We start from the raw sequence: 16,797 nt of genomic DNA, 5'->3' as shown, positions 1-16,797 counted from the left end.
GGCAGCGACACAGGGGTGCGTCATGTCGCGGCTTTTCACACGGGTTTGTTTCAAATAAGGGCTAACGCCGGTACGACGCGGCGGGCAAGGGGGATGGCATGGCGAAAGGGGTCGGTTCGTTCGTTGGGGCGATGGGCATCTCGAAGCGGCTGTGGCTGGCCTTCGCGCTCCTGCTCGCCCTGCTGGCCGCCCAGGTCGCCGCCAGCCTGCTGAGCATCCGCAGCCTGAACGGCAGCGTCGACGCGGTGCTCTCCAGCGGTGAACTCGCCACCTTCGCCAAGGACCTCTCGGCTCGGCTCGCCAACCAGCGCATCCACGGGCGCGACTATCTGGTGTCCGGCGACCCCGCCGCGCTCAACCGCCAGCGCGCGCTCCGCACCGAGTTCGATCAGGCGCTGGCCGCCCACGGCGCGGCCATCCAGCGCTCCAGCCAGGCGGCGGCCTTCGCCGAGCTGGCGCGGCTGCACACCGAGTACCACACCCAGTTCGAGGCGATCCGCGTCGTCCGCGACCGTTACGACGCGGCCATCCGCCAGACCATGGACCCGCTGGGCACCCAGATCACCGAGACGCTGGAGCGCATTGTCGAAGGCGCCCAGGCCACCGGCGACAAGGACGCCGCCCTGGTCGGGGAGGAGATGGAGAAGCACTGGGTGCTGAGCCGCCTCTTCGCCAACCGCGCGCTCGGCATGCGCGACGCCACCGCGGCGGGGCCGATGGAAAAGAACCTGGACGAGATGCTGGAGCATGTGCGCGAGGCGCAGGTCCTGCTGACCGAACCCGGCGTGGCGGCGCTGCTGCGCGAGGTGGCGGAGCGGGCGCCGGGCTACCGCGCCGCCTTCCGCGACGCCGTCGCCGCCGACAAGGAAATCGACCGCCTGCGCGCCGAGATCGTCGCCAAGATCGTCACCGCCCTGACCGCGACGCTGGACTCCATCGCCACCGCCATCCACGCCGAGCAGAAGGGGATCGAGACCCGCGCCGAGGCGGAGGTGGGGAACAGCGTCCTGCTGGCCCTGGTGCTGGGCGGCCTGTCGCTGCTGCTGGGCATCGGCGCCGCGCAGGTCATCGCCCGTTCGATCACCGGCCCGGTTCAGGGCATCCGCAAGGTGATGACCGACCTCAGCGACGGCCATCTGTCGGTCACCGTTCCCCACACCGAGGGGCGCGACGAGCTGGGCGCGATGGCCCGCGCCGTCGCCGCCTTCAAGGAGGACGCGGTGACCGCCGTGCGGGCGGGGATCGCGCTCGACCGCGTGTCGTCCTGCATCATGACCGTGGGCGAGGACGGGACCGTCACCGATTGCAACGCCGCCGCGCTCGCGATGTTCAAGGCCGCCGAGAGCGACCTGCGCAAGGCCCTGCCCGCCTTCGACGCCGCCGGGCTGATTGGGAAAACTCTCGACGCGCTCGACACCGAGGCCCCGCGCCTGCGCTCCAGCCTGACCGGCCTCGCCAGCCCCTACAAGGGCATGGTCAAGGCGGGCCGCCGCAGCTTCGAGATCACCGCCAGCCCGGTCGCCGGGCGCCACGGCGAGAAGCTGGGCCTCGTCGTCGAATGGCGCGACCTGACCGCCGAGCTGTCCATCGAGGCGGAGATCGCCGCCATGGTCGACAGCGCCGTGCGCGGCGACTTCTCGCAGCGGATCGCGCTGGACGGCAAGACCGGCTTCTTCCGGCTGGTCAGCGAGGGCATGAACCGGCTGGCCGCCAACGTCTCCGGCGTGACCGAGGATCTGGCCGCCATGCTGGAATCGCTGTCGCAGGGCGACCTGTCGCGGCGCATCGACAAGCCGTACGAGGGCGTGTTCCTGCGCCTGAAGGACGATTTCAACGGCACGGCGGAAAAGCTGTCGGAGATCGTCCGCCGCATCAACGGCGCCGCCGAGTCCATCGCCGCGGCCAGCCGCGAGATCGCCGACGGCAGCCTCGACCTGTCCGAGCGCACCGAGCAGCAGGCCTCCTCGCTGGAGGAGACGGCGGCGAGCATGGAGGAGCTGGCGGCCACCGTCCGCTCCAACGCCGACAACGCCCAGCAGGTCAACGCCTTCGCCAACGACGCCCGCCACGCCGCCGAGAAGGGCGGTCAGGTCGCCGCCAGCGCCGTCGAGGCGATGCGCGGGATCGAGCGCTCGTCGCAGAAGATTTCCGACATCATCGGGGTGATCGACGAGATCGCCTTCCAGACCAACCTGCTGGCGCTGAACGCGGCCGTCGAGGCGGCGCGGGCCGGCGACGCGGGCCGCGGCTTCGCGGTGGTGGCGCAGGAGGTGCGCAACCTCGCGCAGCGCTCCGCCCAGGCGTCCAAGGAGATCAAGACGCTGATCCTGGACAGCGGGGCGCAGGTCAAGGACGGGGTGGAGCTGGTCCGCTCCGCCGGGTCGTCGCTGACCGACATCGTGGCGGGGATCGCACGGGTAGCCGACCTCGTGTCGGAGATCGCCCGCGCCACCGCCGAGCAGGCGTCCGGCCTGGACGAGGTCAACACCGCCGTCGCCCAGATGGACGAGATGACCCAGAAGAACGCCGCGCTGGTCGAGGAAAGCACCGCCGCCGCCCGCTCGCTGGAAGAGCAGGCCGGGCAGCTCCGCCAGCAGATGGCCTTCTTCTCCCTGGACGCCGGCCACGCCCACGGCGGGCCCGAGCTGGCCCGCGGACGGGCGGCATGACCACCGCCCCAAGCCCTTTCCCCGCCCCCGACTCGGCGCCGACCGACCGCGGCGCCGTCCCCGCGGCGACGTCGGGCCGGCGGGAGTTCCCGTTCGAGCGGAGGCACTTCGACTTCATCGCCCATATGCTCTACCAGCTCGCCGGGATCGCGCTGGCCCCGCACAAGATCGAGATGGTCTATTCCCGCCTCGCCCGGCGGCTGCGCGACTTGCGCCTGGGCGACTTCGACAGCTACTGCGCCCTGCTGGAGAGCGAGGAGGGGGCGAACGAGGTCGGCTTCCTGGTCAACGCCCTGACCACCAACCTGACCAGCTTCTTCCGCGAATCGCACCATTTCGACTTCCTGGCGAAGACCGCGGTCCCGGAGATGCGCGCCCGCCACGCCGGGGAGTCCTCCCACCCGCGGCTGCGCATCTGGTCCGCCGGCTGCTCCTCCGGGCAGGAGCCCTACACCATCGCCATGGTTCTGGCCTCCAGCTTCGGGCCGGAGCTGCGGCGCTGGGACGCGAAGATCCTGGCGACCGACATCGACACCCACATGGTCGACACCGCCCGACGCGGCGTCTATCCCGCCGATCTGGCGAACAGCATCCCGGCGCCCCTGCGCGACCGCTTCACCCGGCGCCAGCGCGAGGCCGGCGAGCCGATGGTGGCGATGGAGGAGGAGCTGAAGCGGCTGATCACCTTCAAGCCGCTGAACCTGCTGGAGCGTTGGCCCATGAAGGGGCCGTTCGACGCGATCTTCTGCCGCAACGTGCTGATCTATTTCGACCGCGTCGGGCGGACCCAGGTCATCGGCAACTTCGCCCGCCTGCTGGAGCCCGGCGGCTGCCTGTTCCTCGGCCATTCGGAAAGCCTGTACGGCGTGTCGGACCGCTTCCGCCAGACCGGCCCCACCATCTACCGGAGGCTGTGACGCATGACCGCATTCGCAAGCCGCCGTGCGGCGGAGGCCCGGCAGACCGGCGGCTACTTCCACCCGCAGTTCCGCGCCCACACGATGAAGGTCTTCCTCGGCCATCATCTGGTCAGCGACCGCTCGGACGTGATGATGGTGACGACGCTGGGCTCCTGCGTGGCCGCCTGCGTCCACGACCCGGCAACGGCGATCGGCGGCATGAACCATTTCCTGCTGCCCGAAGTGCCGGAGTCCGAGGACGCCGGCACCGGTGCGGCGGCGCGCTACGGCTCGGTCGCCATGGAACGGCTGATCAACGACCTGCTGGCGCGCGGCGCCCAGCGCGGGCGGCTGGAGGTCAAGCTGTTCGGCGGCGCCCGCGTCATCGATTCCAGCTTCGACGTCGGCCAGCGCAACGCCGCCTTCGCGCTCGACTATGTCCGGCGGGAGGGGCTGAAGCTGATGGGCCAGGATCTCGGCGGCGCCTCGGCCCGGCGCATCCACTATTTTCCCCACACCGGCAAGGCGATGCGCAAGATGCTGCGGCCGGAAGCCCTGTCGGAGACGGCGAACCAGGAACTGCATTTCCGCTCCAGCCTGCGGCACCAGCCGATCGAGGGCGACGTGGAACTGTTCGGGGAGGACTGAGCCATGACACGCTCCATCCGCGTCGTGATCGTGGACGACAGCAGCCTGATGCGGGAGATGCTGAAGGCCGTCATCTCGGACGAGCCCGGCATCGAGGTGGTCGGCGTCGCCCGCGACCCCTACGAGGCGCGGGACGTCATCAAGCGGACCAACCCGGACGTCGTCACGCTGGACGTCGAGATGCCGCGGATGGACGGGCTGTCCTTCCTGGAGAAGATCATGACGCTGCGCCCGACGCCGGTCGTCATGGTCTCCTCCCTGACCCAGGAGGGGTCGGAGGCGACGATCCGTGCGCTGGAGATCGGCGCGGTGGACTGCGTGGCCAAGCCCGACGGCTCGGAGGGCCACGGCTTCGAGGCGATGGCGCACGAGTTGGTCGGCAAGATCCGCATCGCCGCCACCGCCCGCCTGTCGATGCGGCGGCCCAAGCCCGCGACCTCGCCCCTCCAGACGCCGCGCCGCGCCGGGTCGGGCACCCGCCTCATCGCCATCGGCGCCTCGACCGGCGGGGTGGAGCGCATCCGCGACGTGCTGGCGGTCATGCCCGCCGACTGCCCGCCCATCGTCATCACCCAGCATATGGGTCCCAGCTACGTCCCCAGCTTCGCCGCCCGGCTCGACCGCATCTCGCCGCCGTCGGTGGAGGTCGCCACCCAGGGCGCCCGGCTGGTCCAGGGCAAGGTCTACATCGCCCCCGGCGACCGTCATCTGGTGATCATCCGCGACCCCCAGGGCTATTCCTGCCACATCCAGGACGGGCCGGCGGTCAGCGGCCACCGCCCGTCGGTGGACGTGCTGTTCTCCTCCGTCGCCAAGGCGGCGGGGGCGAACGCGGTGGGGGTGATCCTGTCCGGCATGGGCCGCGACGGGGCGTCGGGCATGCTGGCGATGCGCGACGCGGGGGCCTATACCATCGGCGAACAGGAATCGAGCTGCGTCGTCTACGGCATGCCGCGCGCCGCCCGGGAAGCCGGGGCGGTCGCCGTCGAACTGCCGCTGGCGCAGATACCGGCCGAGATGCTGCGCGCGTTCGACGCCATCGGCGAACACCGCACGCGCGCGAACTGAGGAGCAGCACCATGTCTTTCTACGGCCGCGCGCCCCGCCTGGAAGCCGGACCGGAACCGGAGAAGCCGGACCTTCCCGACGATGGCGCTCCCGTGCACAGCCTGCCCGAGATCGGCGAGAAGATTCCGGTGACCGGCGAGCTTCTGGCGACCTGGATGGGCTACGCCGACATCCAGCGCCGCACGCTGGAGGCGGTGCAGAACGAGCTGACCCGCACCTCCGCGACGGTCGAGGACGCCACGCTGGACCTCTCCTCCCGCTTCCGCGAGCTGGCCGAGAAGGCCATGCAGCAGTCGGAGCGGGTGGAGGAGATCGTCGGCATGGCCGGCTCCGTCTCCATCGACGGGGAGCGGGTGCCGATGGACCAGCTCGTCACCGGCATGCAGCAGATGATCGCGGACATGATCTCCAACATCGTCATGCTGTCCCGCCACGCCATGAGCATGGTCTATCTCCTCGACGACGTGCAGAAGGACGTGGCGGAGCTGGAGAAGTCGATCGGCGACATCGACGCCATCAACCGCCAGACCAACTTCCTGGCGCTGAACGCCACCATCGAGGCGAGCCGCGCCGGCGAGGCCGGCCGCACCTTCGCGGTGGTCGCTCAGGAGGTGCGCCACCTCTCCCGCAACACCGGGGCGCTGGCCGACCGCATGCGCTCCAAGGTCACCGCGGTGGTCAAGGGCGTGCGCAACGGCCACGACATCCTGCGCCAGATCGCCGACACCGACATGTCCCCCCAGATGCTCGCCAAGGAGCGGGTGGACAAGACCATGGACAGCTTGGTCGACCAGACCAACCACTTCCAGGCGGTGCTGGAGACGGCGGCGACCGTGTCGTCGGACATGTCCGCCACCATCAGCCGCATGGTCACCGGAATGCAGTTCCAGGACCTGACCAAGCAGCGGCTGGAGGCCATCAACGACAGCCTCGCCATCATGGCGGAAGGGCTGAACGAGCTGGAAAACCGCACCCGCGTCGAAATGCCCGCTTCCTTGGGGCCGCAGGTTCCGCAGGAATGGCTCGACGAGCTGCTGGGCCGCTTCAAGCTGAGCGAGATGCGCCAGCGCTTCGTGCGCCGTCTGCTGCTGGAAGGGACGGCGCTGGACGAGCATGGCGTCCTTGACGTCGATGCCGGCCAGGACGACAGTTCCGGCGGCGACATCGAACTTTTCTGAAGCCGAGGGATTCTCTGGAACCCCCGGCCTGTCTTGCTCCATTCTGGCGTGGTCCGCAAAGGCCACCCGCCCCAATGCCCCTTCAGGAACACCCTTCAGGAACACCGGACCGATGGACTACGGAATTGAGGACAAGGAGCAGGAGACCCTGGTTCGGTTGCGCGGTCGCCTGACCTTCAACGACCACGCCAAGCTGCGCGCCCTGATCCGGGAGATGCTGCAGAACAAGGCCAAACGTCAGGTGCTCGACCTCTCCACGCTGGAATTCGTCGATTCGGCGGGAATCGGCATGCTGCTGATCGCGCGGGAGGAAATGGCGAACGCCGACAAGCAGCTCGTCCTGCGCTCCGCCGCCGGACAGGTCAAGCGCGTGCTGACCGTGGCCCAGCTCAACAAGATCGTCACGATCGAGGACTGACCCCCTTGGTCCCCTCCCCCACCCGCGTCGCCGCCCTGCAAGGTCTGGGCGTGCCGGCCGACCGGCTGGACCGGCTGTCGGCGGCGCTTCGGCTTCCGCCCCGGCGGCCCGGCTCCCCGGCGGGGGAGGAGTTCGGCGCCTCCGTTCTGCTTCTGGTGGGCGATGCCGCCGCCGTGGAGGCGCCGGAGTTCTGGCAGCGCCCCTTTGGCGCCTGGATCGAGATCGCCGGACTGTCCGACGCCCGGATCGTCGAGGCCGCGCACCGCGCCGCCCGCGCCGACCTGTTCGCCTGCGTGACGACGGTGACCGCCAACCGCCTGCATCTGGCCGGGCGCATCCTGACCGGGCTGGCCGCCCTGCACCCCATGCCGGAAGCCCAGCGCGACGACATGGAGCTGGCGCTGCACGAGGCCATCAGCAACGCGGTCGTCCACGGCAACCTTCAGGTCGAAGGCATGAAGGGGCTGAGCGTCGAGGCGCTGGAGCGCTTCTCCCACGAACTGGCCGCGCGCATGGCCGACCCCGCCTTCGCCGAGCGCCGGATCGAGGTCACCGCCTGGCTGGAAAGCGCGTGCGCGGTGGTCGAGGTGGCCGACGAGGGCACCGGCTTCGCCCGGCCGGAGCGCATCGACTACGGCGCCTCGGGCCGCGGGCTGGACCTGATCGCCGCCATCGTCGAGGAACTTCAGCTCCTCGACGGCGGGCGCCGCATCCGCATGAGGTTCCCCCTCTGATGGATGACGCCATCGCCGCCTGCCGCATCCTGGTGGTGGACGACACCGACTTCAACCGCACACTGATCGGCGCCCTGCTCACCGAAGCCGGCTTCCAAAACATCGCCTACGCCAAGGACGGCTTCGACGCGCTGGCCCAGATCGCCGCCGCGGCGCCGGACCTGCTGATCCTCGACATCATGATGCCGGGGATGGACGGGTTCGAGGTGTGCCGCCGCCTGCGCGCCGACCACGCCTACGCCGACCTGCCGGTGTTGGTGCAGACCGCCCTGTCGTCCAGCGACGACCGCAACCGGGCCTTCGCCGCCGGCACCACCGACCTGATCTCCAAGCCGCTGGACCGGACGGAGCTGGTCGCCCGCGTGCGCATCCATCTGCAGAACCGGGTGCTGATCCGTGACCTGCAGACCTACCGGGCGCGGGTCGAGGGGGAGCTGGCGATGGCCCGCTCCATGTACGACCATCTGCTGCCCTCCGCGGCGCTGTGCGCCGCGCTGACGGACAGCGCTGGGGTGACGCTGCGGTCCCACACGGCGCTGTCCTCCGATCTGGGCGGCGACCTCTGGGGGGTGCTGCCGCTGGCCGGCGGGCGGTTCGGTCTGTTCCTGCTGGACATGGCCGGGCGCGGCGTCTCGGCGGCGCTGAACGCCTTCCGCATGCACACGCTGATCCACGAGCTGGCGCCCCAGCTCGGCGAACGGCCCGGCGCCTTCCTGACCGAGCTGAACGAGCGGGCCGTCTGCCTGCTGGAGCTGGGTCAGCACGCCACGGTGATCTACGGCGTCGTCGATGGTGCTGCGGAACGCTTCACCTACGCGGCCGCCGCCGCCGCCCCGCCGGTCCTGGTGCCGCCCGGCAACGCGGCGTTGGTCTTCGGCGAGGGGGCTGGCCAGCCGGTGGGCATCGCCGCCGGCGCCCGCTACGAGGAGCAGAGCCTGCCCTTCCCTCCGGGCTCGGCGTTGGTCCTGCACTCGACCGCCGTGCTGGAGGCGCTGGGCGGGGGCCGCGGCGGCTTCGCCGCCCTGCTGCGGAGCGCCGCCGTCCAGACCGCCATGGCTGACGGCGATGACGGGGGGAACGGGAGTGGCGGCGGCAATGCCTTCACCGCCGTGACGACGGCGCTCGCCGCCGCCCAGGGCGACGTGCCGCTCGACGACCACACGCTGGTCTGGATCGGGCGCAGGGGTGCGCTATGAACGACCTGCCGGAGGTTCCGGGGCTGGAAACGGCCCGCGTCCTGGTGGTGGACGACAACCGGGTCAACCGCCATCTGCTCCAGGCCCTGCTGGAACGGGGCGGCGTCACCCGCATCGACATGGCGGAGGACGGCAACGACGCGCTGGCCCGTCTGGACACCTTCCGGCCCGACCTGATCCTGCTCGACCTGATGATGCCGAACCTGGACGGGTTCGAGATGTGCCGGCGCCTGCGCGCGATGCCGGCCTGGAAGGATCTGCCGGTGCTCGTGCAATCCAGCCTGAACCGGGCGGAGGACCGCGCCAAGGCCTTCGCCGCCGGGGCCACCGATTACGTGACCAAGCCGATCAACGCGGTCGAGTTGCTGGCCCGCGTGCGCATCCACCTGCAGAACCGCGCCCTTCTGCGCGATCTCCAGCGCTTCCACGAGCGGACGGAGAGCGAGCTGTCGCTCGCCCGCAAGATGCAGGAACGGCTGATGCCCTCGCCGGAGCGGCTGGCCGAGGTGGAGGCTGCGGCGGGGGTGGGCATCGCCGCCCATTTCGCCCCCTCGTCGGAGCTGGGCGGCGACTTCTGGGACCTGCGCCACGACGCCGTCGCGCCGGGCCAGGGACAGGTGCAGGGGCAGGGCCGGACCATGCTCTACATGGTCGATTTTTCCGGCCACGGCGTCGGGGCGGCGCTGAACACCTTCCGTCTGCACGCGATCTGCCAGCAGATGGACATGTCCGGCCTGACCCCGGGCGAATTCCTGTCCACCGTCAACCGGCGGCTGTGCGCGCTTCTTCCCAACGGGCAGTTCGCCACCATGCTGGCCGGGGTGGTCGAACCGGCGGAGAACCGCTTCGTCTACGCCTCCGCCGGATCGACGCGCCCGATGGTCTGGGCGCCGGGCGATGCCGAACCGCTGCTGGGCGACAGCGCCGGCCTGCCGCTCGGCCTGCTCGCCTCGGCGGAGTACGAGGAGCGCTCCCTCCCCCTGCCCCCCGGCGGGCGCCTGTTCCTCTATTCGGACGGCGCCATCGAGATCCCGGTCGGCAATGACGTCCTGGACGAACCGGGCCTTGCCGCCCTGGTCGCCGAGCGGATGGGCGAGACCGACGGCGGCCGTTTCCTGGACGGGTTGCTGGACCGCCTGCGCGCCATCGGCCCGATCGACGACGACCTGACCGCGCTGCTGCTGACCCGCAAGGGCTGACCGGCCCATGGAATCGACGGGCGCATGACCGCCAGCCCCCACCACGCCGCCCCCATCCGGGTCGTTCTGGACACCAACATCCTCGTCGGCTACGCCCTGCTCGGCGCCGAGGTGCCCCGCCGCAGCCTGGCCATCCAGCGCAGCGTCGAGGCGGTGCGGGCGCAAGGAACCGCCTTTGTCTCCGACGCCACGCTGGCGGAGCTGCGGGAGGTGCTGATGCGCCCGGACTTCGAGCGCTACCGCCCTGCGGAGGAGCGCGCCGCTTTCCTGGCCGCCTTCGCCGCGGAGGCCCAAAGGGTCGAGCCCGCCCCGGTGGAGCGGCTGTGCCGCGACCCCGACGACGACATGTTCCTGGCCGTGGCGCTGGCCGTTGACGCCGACTGGCTGGTGACGGTGGACCGGCAGCTTTTGTCGGTTCGTCGGGTGGGCCGCACCCGCATCCTGCGCCCCGAGCGGTTCCTGGACGCGATCGCCTGACTTGGCGTTTGAAGAGGCTGCCCAAAAAGTTTCCCCTCGACTTCCGGCCTTCGTTCTCTAGAATGAAAAGAGAACACTTCGCAAACTAGCGGTGAACGGATCGCGGGTGACCGGATGAGCACGCAACCTCTCCTGTTCGACAGCCTGCCCGAGACGGAGCGGGCGCGCAAACCGGCGCGCCGGTCCCGCGCCTCCACCGTGGCGGCGCCGGTGGCCGTCGACGTGCTGCGGGAGGACGTTCCGTCACCGTCGGTGCCGCCACCGATGACTCTCGCGCTCGTCCCGCCGCCGCCCGTCCCGATGGCGCCGCGCGCCGACTTCGACCCGGCGGCCCTGACCAACGCCGAGCTGCGGGCGCTGGCGCAGGCTTTGCCGGACCACAAGCTGGCCCATCTGCTGATCGAAGCCGCACGCGAGTTGAAGCGCCGTGCCGCTCCGGGAGCCGCCTCGGGGGCCTGGGAGGAGGACGAGGGAGAGGACGGCCCGTCCGAACCGAATCCCCTGCTGCTGCGCGCCGCCCGGCAGGCGGTCGGCGAATTGTCGGGCGAGGACGGCTGACCAAGTCACGAACACTGACCGATTCACAGAATACGTGTCCGGAAACAAAATAATCCCGCCGCAATAGATCGTTTCGTACCTCAACTTTGTACGGGTTCCTCCCCCCGATTCGGGAATGATTGCGCGACAAGACACGCACTTATGTGCAATGATGTGTCCGTAGCCTGACCAATGGCCGCGCCTGCGTTTCCCTGGCGCATCGCCGGCGGTCCGAGCCGAAAAGGAACGACCCGCGGGGAGGGTGATTTGGACTGGATGACCTGGCTCCAGGATTGGGGCGATGCCTTCTATCCCCTGGCCTTCATATGGGCCTTTTTCGAAGGCGAGACCTTCGTGATTTTCGGCGGGATGGGCGCGCATCTGGGGATCATCAACCTTTACTGGTTGGTTGCCGCCGTCTGGATCGGCAGTTTCATGGGCGACCAGTGTTATTTCTGGATCGGCCGCAAATGGGGCGGCAAGGCGCTGGCCCGCTTCCCGGCGGCGGAGGCCCGCGCGTCCCGCGTGCTGTACTGGCTGGAAACCTACGGCGTCGGCTTCATCCTGGCCTTCCGCTTCCTTTATGGGGTGCGCAACATCGCCTCGGTCGCCGTCGGCACGTCCCGCATGCCCTGGCGCAAGTTCCTGTTCTGGAACTTCATCGCCGCCGGCATCTGGGCCTGGAGCTTCGCCGGGGCCGGCTACCTGTTCGGCGAAGCCGCCGCCGCCATCGGCGAGAACGGTCCGAAAATCCTTCTGCTCATCGCGCTGGGCATCGGCGTCACCATCTTCGCGGTGAAGAGCGTGATGTGGGTCCGCCGCCGCTACGCCGCCTCCGAGACGCAGGCGTAACAGCGTCCCCCCCCGAGAATCAGGCAAAAGGGCCGCCGCGGACGACCGCGGCGGCCCTTCTCGTTTCCAGACTGTGGTTCCCGGACCTGCCCTCACGCCCGGCGGGCGATCCAAACGGCGGTCAGGTCGTCGCGCAGCGGCAGGCTGGTGCGGGCGTAGAAGCGCTCCAGCAGCGGCCCCAACGGTCGGGCGCGGTTGGCGGCCATGGCCCCGCGCAGCAGACCGGGGACCCCATCCTGGCCGATCGGCTCGTTGTCCGGGCCGCTGCATTCGATCAGCGCGTCGCTGTAGAGGAACAGGCAGCTCCCGCGCGGCAGGCGCAGGCTGCGGTCGGCGTAGACGGCGCGGCGCGACGCGCCCAGCACCAGCCCCGCCGAATCGAGCAGCCGAAGCTCCCCCGCGATCCCCACCACCGGATTGGGCGCTCCGGCCGAGGCGTAGGTCAGCGTGTCGGTGTGCAGGTCGAGGATGCCGAAGAAGGCGGTGGCGAACTGCCCGACCGGCAGCACCTCCTTCAGCGCCCGGTTCAGCCCGGCCAGCCATTCCGAGGGCGGCATATGCTGCATGGGAAAGCGGTCGATCAGCGTGTGCAGGCGGAAGGTGTTGATGGCGGCGGTGATGCCGTGCCCGGCGAAATCGACCATCAGGAAGGCGACGCGGTGGCTGTCCAGGGGGTAGACGTTCCAGAAATCGCCGCCCAGCTCCGACGAGGTTTCGAAATGGGCGTCCAGCACCAGCTCGTACCGCTCGGCGACGGCCTCCAGCTCCTTCGGCTCGGGCAGCAGGGAGAGCTGCATCGCCTTGGCGTGCTTCAGCTCCCGCTCCACCCGCGCGCGGAAATTGGCGAGGTCGGTGAACAGCTTGCGCTTTTCGAGCTGGTGGCGGACGCGGGCGACGCACTCGCCGGGCTTGATCGGCTTGGAGATGAAGTCGCTGCCGCCGGCCTCGAAGCAGCGGACCTGCTCCTCGTCGCTGTCCAGCGCGGTCTGGAACAGGATCGGCAGCTCCTCGTGGGTCAGCCGCTCGCGCAGGCGCCGGCACATCTCCAGCCCGTCCATCACCGGCATGCTGACGTCGAGCAGCACCAGATCGGGGCGGAAGCTCTCCACCTTGCGCAGCCCCTCCACCCCGTTCTCGGCGACCTCGATCTGGGTCAGCCCGGCGCGGCGGATCATCAGGGCCAGCGACTTCCTGTTGAATTCGTTGTCGTCGACGATCAGGACGCGGCTGGCGGCGAGGGAAATGGGCATGCGCGGACCCGCCCGTCCGTCACAGGTCGAACTGCAGCAGGGTGCAGCGCCCGCCGTCGGTCACGTGGATGCGCCGGGCCAGAGCCCGCATGAACACGAAGCCGCGGCCGGAATGGGCGCCGCTGTCGGTGTCCTGCGGCAGGGCCGCGGCGTCGAACCCGTTGCCCTGGTCGACCACCGCGATGGACAGGCTGTCGGCGGTCCAGCGTGCGAAGATATCGATCCGCCGCTGCCGCACGGCACCGTCGCCCAGCCGTTCGCGGAGCAGCCGGCTGAACAGGCGGTAGCCCTCCGGCTGCTCCTTGGTGGCGCTGGGGATGCCCAGATTGCCGTGGACGATGGCGTTGGCGATGGCCTCGTGCAGGCACAGCTCGACGTTGCCGCGCCGCTCCGGCGTCAGCACGCCGCGCCGGGTCAGTTCGTCGCAGACCAGAACCGCGCATTGCAGGCCGTAAGCGGTGCCGGTGGTCAGCGACAGGTAGAATCCCCGCTCCACCGGCGGAGCGCCCAGCCAGTCGGCGTCGATGGCGCCGCTCCCCTCCTCCCGCTCCGTCAGTTCCACCGTCAGGAAGGGGTTGAGCCCGAAGGCGCCGCGCAGGATATCCCGGTCGGCCTGGGCCAGCAGCACCGCGGCGGCGGCCCCGCCAGCGGCCTCGTTCAGGCCGAAGCGCGCGGCGACCCGCGCGGCGATCTCCGCCGGCACGCGATCCCGCACCACGCTGAAGGGGCGCACGGCGCCGGCCGAACCGGGGGGAAGACAGGCGGGGAAACCGTCCATCACCCGCTCACCGTTCGATGGTGACGACTTCGCCGATCCGCGCCAGGTCGATGGATCGCAGCACATCGCCCTGCAGCTTGCGGAGGACCAGCTTGATGTTGCGCTGCTCCGCCTCGTCCTGAAGGATCAGCAGCATGCCGATCCCCGCGGAGTCGATGAAGGTCAGCCCGTCCATGTCCAGGATGAAGCGGCGCGCGCCCTCGCCGTTGAGCAGGTCCACGATGTCGGGAAGGCTGTCATGGTCGGTGAACTCCAACCGGCCGCTCAACAGCACCTCGATGGTTTCAGAGGTCCGGCGCACCTGGAAATTCATGACATCCTCTTGTGTTGCACCGCGCAAGCGGCTCCCGCGCACAGTAGTGCAAGGCCGATCCCCCCTCAAGCTTCAAGTATACATTCCGCTAATTTTATCGACCACAGGAAGAATTTTCACACTTCACACACCATAGACGGATGGCACCGGTTGATAGTACAACCGCATGACCGGTGAAGGTGGCGCCGTGCCGCCGCTCCGCTCCGGTCATGCGACCCCGCAGCGGGATACCCCTTCATGACGGTGATCGAGCAGGCGTGGAAGACGGTGCCGACGGTGTCGGCGAAGTTCCTGCTGATCTTGATTCCCATCCTGATGCTGACCACGCTCGGCTTCTCCTCGATCTTCTTCTACGGCAAGTACAAGGATCTGCGCGGCGCCCTGCGCGACCGGATCGAGGCGGTGGCGGAGATCAACGCCGTCGCCCTGTCCTCCAGCCTGTGGGCCGTGGATGTTCCGGCCATCCGCAACATCATCCAGGCGATCTCCGTCAACCGCGAGCTTCTCTGCATCGAGGTGGCGGACGAGCTGGCCGACGGCCATTTCGCGTGGCCGGACGCCGACTGCCGTCCCTTCACCGGGCACGAGGCCGTGCGCCGTCCGATCCAGGTGCAGAACCGGCGGCTCGGCACGCTGACGCTCTATTTCAGCTACGCCCCGGTGGACGAGCAGATCCGTCAGGAGATGGTCAACACGCTGTGGCTCCTGCTGCTGATGCTGGTCGGCACGCTGGTCACCGCGCTGACCGCCCACCGGCTGACCATCGGCGTGCCCCTGGGCCGGCTGATCGCGTCAATCCGCACCGCGGAGCAGGAGCATCTGCGCCAGCCCGTGCACTGGTCCTCCGCCGACGAGCTGGGGCGGGTGATCACCGCCTACAACGGCATGCTGACCCGCCTGGACGAGGAGGAGGCCGCCCTGCGCCAGAGCGAGGAACGGCTGGGGCTGGCCATCGCCGCCACCCGCTCCTCCGTCTGGGATTACGATTTGCGGACCGGCCAGTATTGGTGGTCGAAGGAGTTTCCCGCCCTGCTCGGCTACGGCCCGGCCGAGTTGGCGATGACCGCGCGGACCTGGGAATCGCTGATCCATCCGGAGGAGCGGCGGCGCGTCGTCGCGGAGTCCCGCAGCCGCGTGCGCGACAAGGACAGCGCCTACGCCACCGTCTACCGCATGCGGCGCCGGGACGGCGGCTGGAGCTGGATCGAGGACCGGGCTACCGCACTGCGCGACGGCGAGGGAACCGCGCTCCGCCTGACCGGCACCATGTCCGACGTGACGGTGCGCATGCAGGCCGAACGGGATCTGGCGCGCGAGCGGAACGTCCTTCAGATCACGCTCGACAACACCGACCAGGGCATCATCATGGTGGACCGCAACCTGCGGGTCGTCATGTCCAACCGCCGCGCCGCCGAGCTTCTCGACGTGCCGGCGGCCTTCCTGGCCCGCAACCCGCTGTTTCCCGAAATCATCCAGCTCCAGCGCGCCCAGGGTGCCTTCGAGGATTTCAGCATCGATCCCGACCTGGAGCTGGACGAGACCGCCGTGGTTCCCGACCAGCCCTTCGCCTTCAAGCGGCGGCGGCCCGACGGCACGATCATCGAGGTGCGGTCCAACCCCCTGCCGGAGGGCGGCTTCGTCCGCACTTTCACCGACGTGACGGTGGAGGCGCGCTCCGCCGAGGAGGTGTTCCACGCCATGGAGGCGCTGGAGACCGCCTACGCCGACCTCAAGGAGACCCAGGACAGCCTCGTCCAGGCGGAGAAGATGGCCTCGCTCGCCCTGCTGGTGGCCGGCGTCGCGCACGAGATCAACACGCCGGTGGGCATCGCCTACAGCTGCTCCACCCATCTGGCGGCGAAGACGCGGACGCTGACCGAGGCCTTCGCGAAGGGCACCATGAAGAAGTCCGACCTGACCGCCTACGTGGCGGCGGCGGGCGAATCCTCGCGGCTGATCGAACAGAACCTGACCCGCGCGGCGGAACTGATCCAGAGCTTCAAGCGCGTCGCCGTCGACCAGACCAGCCAGGAACGCCGCCGCTTCGACCTGCGCTCCTATCTGGACGAGATCATCACCTCGCTGGGGCCGCGCCTGCGCAAGAGTCCGCACCGCATGACCGTCGCCTGCCCGGACGGCATCACCATGGACGGCTATCCCGGCGCGCTCAGCCAGGTCATCACCAATCTGGTCATCAACGCGCTGATCCATGCCTTTCCCGACGGCCGCGAGGGCACGATGGCGCTGAGCGTGGCGGAGCTGCCGGACGGCGAGCTGGACATCCGCTTCGCCGACGACGGGGTCGGCATCGCCCCGGACAATCTGTCCAAGGTGTTCGAACCCTTCTTCACGACCAAGCGTGGCACCGGGGGCAGCGGCCTCGGCCTTCACATCGTCTTCAACCTGGTGACGCAATCGCTGGGCGGCCGGATCTCGGTGGACAGCCCGGCCCCAAGCGACTCCGCCCCCGACCACCCCACAGGCGGGGGCACCACCTTCCTCCTGCGGATTCCCGTAACGGCCCCCCCGACGGCCGGCGCCGCCGGGAAGGGTCCGGCAACCGATGCAGCATGACGGACGC

Annotated in this window: 16 protein-coding genes; 13 read left to right on the top strand and 3 right to left on the bottom strand. The window is 69.6% G+C overall.

The window, feature by feature from the left end; translation table 11 throughout:
* Positions 1-98: 98 nt before the first annotated feature.
* From Sp245p_RS36210 to Sp245p_RS02935, 12 genes are all read left to right on the top strand, one after another.
* The gene (locus Sp245p_RS36210) at positions 99-2,669 is read left to right on the top strand and encodes a methyl-accepting chemotaxis protein (protein WP_014241670.1); all 2,571 of its coding nucleotides are present in this window, start codon (positions 99-101) and stop codon (positions 2,667-2,669) included.
* Positions 2,666-3,586, top strand: coding sequence for a CheR family methyltransferase (locus Sp245p_RS02985; protein WP_014241671.1), 921 nt, complete (start codon positions 2,666-2,668; stop codon positions 3,584-3,586). Before Sp245p_RS36210 ends, Sp245p_RS02985 begins: the two co-directional genes overlap by 4 nt.
* 3 nt (positions 3,587-3,589) lie before the next feature.
* On the top strand, positions 3,590-4,216 hold the full coding sequence (locus Sp245p_RS02980; protein WP_014241672.1) for a chemotaxis protein: 627 nt from the start codon (positions 3,590-3,592) through the stop codon (positions 4,214-4,216).
* Positions 4,217-4,219: 3 nt separating this feature from the next.
* Positions 4,220-5,284 (top strand): protein-glutamate methylesterase/protein-glutamine glutaminase, encoded by a 1,065-nt coding sequence (locus Sp245p_RS02975; RefSeq protein ID WP_014241673.1) that lies wholly within the window; start codon positions 4,220-4,222, stop codon positions 5,282-5,284.
* An 11-nt stretch (positions 5,285-5,295) separates the two neighbouring features.
* Positions 5,296-6,462, top strand: a complete 1,167-nt coding sequence (locus tag Sp245p_RS02970) for a methyl-accepting chemotaxis protein (RefSeq protein WP_014241674.1) — start codon at positions 5,296-5,298, stop codon at positions 6,460-6,462.
* Between the two features lie 112 nt (positions 6,463-6,574).
* On the top strand, positions 6,575-6,880 hold the full coding sequence (locus Sp245p_RS02965) for an STAS domain-containing protein (protein ID WP_014241675.1): 306 nt from the start codon (positions 6,575-6,577) through the stop codon (positions 6,878-6,880).
* A gap of 5 nt (positions 6,881-6,885) precedes the next feature.
* Positions 6,886-7,614 (top strand): ATP-binding protein, encoded by a 729-nt coding sequence (locus tag Sp245p_RS02960; RefSeq protein ID WP_014241676.1) that lies wholly within the window; start codon positions 6,886-6,888, stop codon positions 7,612-7,614.
* Positions 7,614-8,810 carry a fused response regulator/phosphatase gene (locus Sp245p_RS02955; RefSeq protein WP_014241677.1) on the top strand — a complete coding sequence of 399 codons (1,197 nt, stop codon included), beginning with the start codon at positions 7,614-7,616 and terminating at the stop codon, positions 8,808-8,810. The genes Sp245p_RS02960 and Sp245p_RS02955 overlap by 1 nt, the downstream gene beginning before the upstream one ends.
* Positions 8,807-10,009 carry a PP2C family protein-serine/threonine phosphatase gene (locus tag Sp245p_RS02950; protein WP_014241678.1) on the top strand — a complete coding sequence of 401 codons (1,203 nt, stop codon included), beginning with the start codon at positions 8,807-8,809 and terminating at the stop codon, positions 10,007-10,009. The genes Sp245p_RS02955 and Sp245p_RS02950 overlap by 4 nt, the downstream gene beginning before the upstream one ends.
* 24 nt (positions 10,010-10,033) lie before the next feature.
* Positions 10,034-10,486, top strand: a complete 453-nt coding sequence (locus tag Sp245p_RS02945) for a putative toxin-antitoxin system toxin component, PIN family (protein ID WP_014241679.1) — start codon at positions 10,034-10,036, stop codon at positions 10,484-10,486.
* A gap of 114 nt (positions 10,487-10,600) precedes the next feature.
* Positions 10,601-11,044 carry a hypothetical protein gene (locus tag Sp245p_RS02940; RefSeq protein ID WP_014241680.1) on the top strand — a complete coding sequence of 148 codons (444 nt, stop codon included), beginning with the start codon at positions 10,601-10,603 and terminating at the stop codon, positions 11,042-11,044.
* Positions 11,045-11,299: 255 nt separating this feature from the next.
* Entirely contained in the window at positions 11,300-11,875 is a 576-nt protein-coding gene (locus Sp245p_RS02935) for a DedA family protein (RefSeq protein WP_035675919.1), read from the top strand.
* 92 nt (positions 11,876-11,967) lie between these two features.
* On the opposite strand, the gene Sp245p_RS02930 is transcribed toward Sp245p_RS02935, so the two are convergent.
* Genes Sp245p_RS02930 through Sp245p_RS02920 form a run of 3 tightly spaced genes read right to left on the bottom strand, consistent with a single transcriptional unit; the run spans position 11,968 to position 14,216 of the window.
* Positions 11,968-13,125 carry a PP2C family protein-serine/threonine phosphatase gene (locus Sp245p_RS02930; RefSeq protein WP_014241682.1) on the bottom strand — a complete coding sequence of 386 codons (1,158 nt, stop codon included), beginning with the start codon at positions 13,123-13,125 and terminating at the stop codon, positions 11,968-11,970.
* A 19-nt stretch (positions 13,126-13,144) separates the two neighbouring features.
* The gene (locus tag Sp245p_RS02925; protein WP_014241683.1) at positions 13,145-13,903 is read right to left on the bottom strand and encodes an ATP-binding protein; all 759 of its coding nucleotides are present in this window, start codon (positions 13,901-13,903) and stop codon (positions 13,145-13,147) included.
* 7 nt (positions 13,904-13,910) lie between these two features.
* The gene (locus Sp245p_RS02920) at positions 13,911-14,216 is read right to left on the bottom strand and encodes an STAS domain-containing protein (RefSeq protein ID WP_014241684.1); all 306 of its coding nucleotides are present in this window, start codon (positions 14,214-14,216) and stop codon (positions 13,911-13,913) included.
* Between the two features lie 237 nt (positions 14,217-14,453).
* Here Sp245p_RS02920 and Sp245p_RS02915 point away from each other — a divergent pair, with 237 nt between their 5' ends.
* Positions 14,454-16,790, top strand: a complete 2,337-nt coding sequence (locus Sp245p_RS02915; protein WP_014241685.1) for a PAS-domain containing protein — start codon at positions 14,454-14,456, stop codon at positions 16,788-16,790.
* Positions 16,791-16,797: the final 7 nt, after the last annotated feature.

It is taken from the genome of Azospirillum baldaniorum, assembly GCF_003119195.2.
GTDB lineage: Bacteria > Pseudomonadota > Alphaproteobacteria > Azospirillales > Azospirillaceae > Azospirillum > Azospirillum baldaniorum.
The sequence above is the reverse complement of the archived record's forward strand: the minus strand, read 5'-3'. Positions and strand labels throughout refer to the sequence as shown.

What these genes read in the sequence shown, in the direction of transcription:
- Sp245p_RS02935 (WP_035675919.1), top strand. Translation starts at nt 11,300, where the DNA reads ATGACCTGGCTCCAGGATTGGGGCGATGCCTTCTATCCCCTGGCCTTC.
- Sp245p_RS02970 (WP_014241674.1), top strand. Translation starts at nt 5,296, where the DNA reads ATGTCTTTCTACGGCCGCGCGCCCCGCCTGGAAGCCGGACCGGAACCG.
- Sp245p_RS02940 (WP_014241680.1), top strand. Translation starts at nt 10,601, where the DNA reads ATGAGCACGCAACCTCTCCTGTTCGACAGCCTGCCCGAGACGGAGCGG.
- Sp245p_RS02975 (WP_014241673.1), top strand. Translation starts at nt 4,220, where the DNA reads ATGACACGCTCCATCCGCGTCGTGATCGTGGACGACAGCAGCCTGATG.
- Sp245p_RS02955 (WP_014241677.1), top strand. Translation starts at nt 7,614, where the DNA reads ATGGATGACGCCATCGCCGCCTGCCGCATCCTGGTGGTGGACGACACC.
- Sp245p_RS02980 (WP_014241672.1), top strand. Translation starts at nt 3,590, where the DNA reads ATGACCGCATTCGCAAGCCGCCGTGCGGCGGAGGCCCGGCAGACCGGC.
- Sp245p_RS02985 (WP_014241671.1), top strand. Translation starts at nt 2,666, where the DNA reads ATGACCACCGCCCCAAGCCCTTTCCCCGCCCCCGACTCGGCGCCGACC.
- Sp245p_RS02920 (WP_014241684.1), bottom strand. Translation starts at nt 14,216, where the DNA reads ATGAATTTCCAGGTGCGCCGGACCTCTGAAACCATCGAGGTGCTGTTG.
- Sp245p_RS02965 (WP_014241675.1), top strand. Translation starts at nt 6,575, where the DNA reads ATGGACTACGGAATTGAGGACAAGGAGCAGGAGACCCTGGTTCGGTTG.
- Sp245p_RS02925 (WP_014241683.1), bottom strand. Translation starts at nt 13,903, where the DNA reads ATGGACGGTTTCCCCGCCTGTCTTCCCCCCGGTTCGGCCGGCGCCGTG.
- Sp245p_RS02915 (WP_014241685.1), top strand. Translation starts at nt 14,454, where the DNA reads ATGACGGTGATCGAGCAGGCGTGGAAGACGGTGCCGACGGTGTCGGCG.
- Sp245p_RS36210 (WP_014241670.1), top strand. Translation starts at nt 99, where the DNA reads ATGGCGAAAGGGGTCGGTTCGTTCGTTGGGGCGATGGGCATCTCGAAG.
- Sp245p_RS02950 (WP_014241678.1), top strand. Translation starts at nt 8,807, where the DNA reads ATGAACGACCTGCCGGAGGTTCCGGGGCTGGAAACGGCCCGCGTCCTG.
- Sp245p_RS02930 (WP_014241682.1), bottom strand. Translation starts at nt 13,125, where the DNA reads ATGCCCATTTCCCTCGCCGCCAGCCGCGTCCTGATCGTCGACGACAAC.
- Sp245p_RS02945 (WP_014241679.1), top strand. Translation starts at nt 10,034, where the DNA reads ATGACCGCCAGCCCCCACCACGCCGCCCCCATCCGGGTCGTTCTGGAC.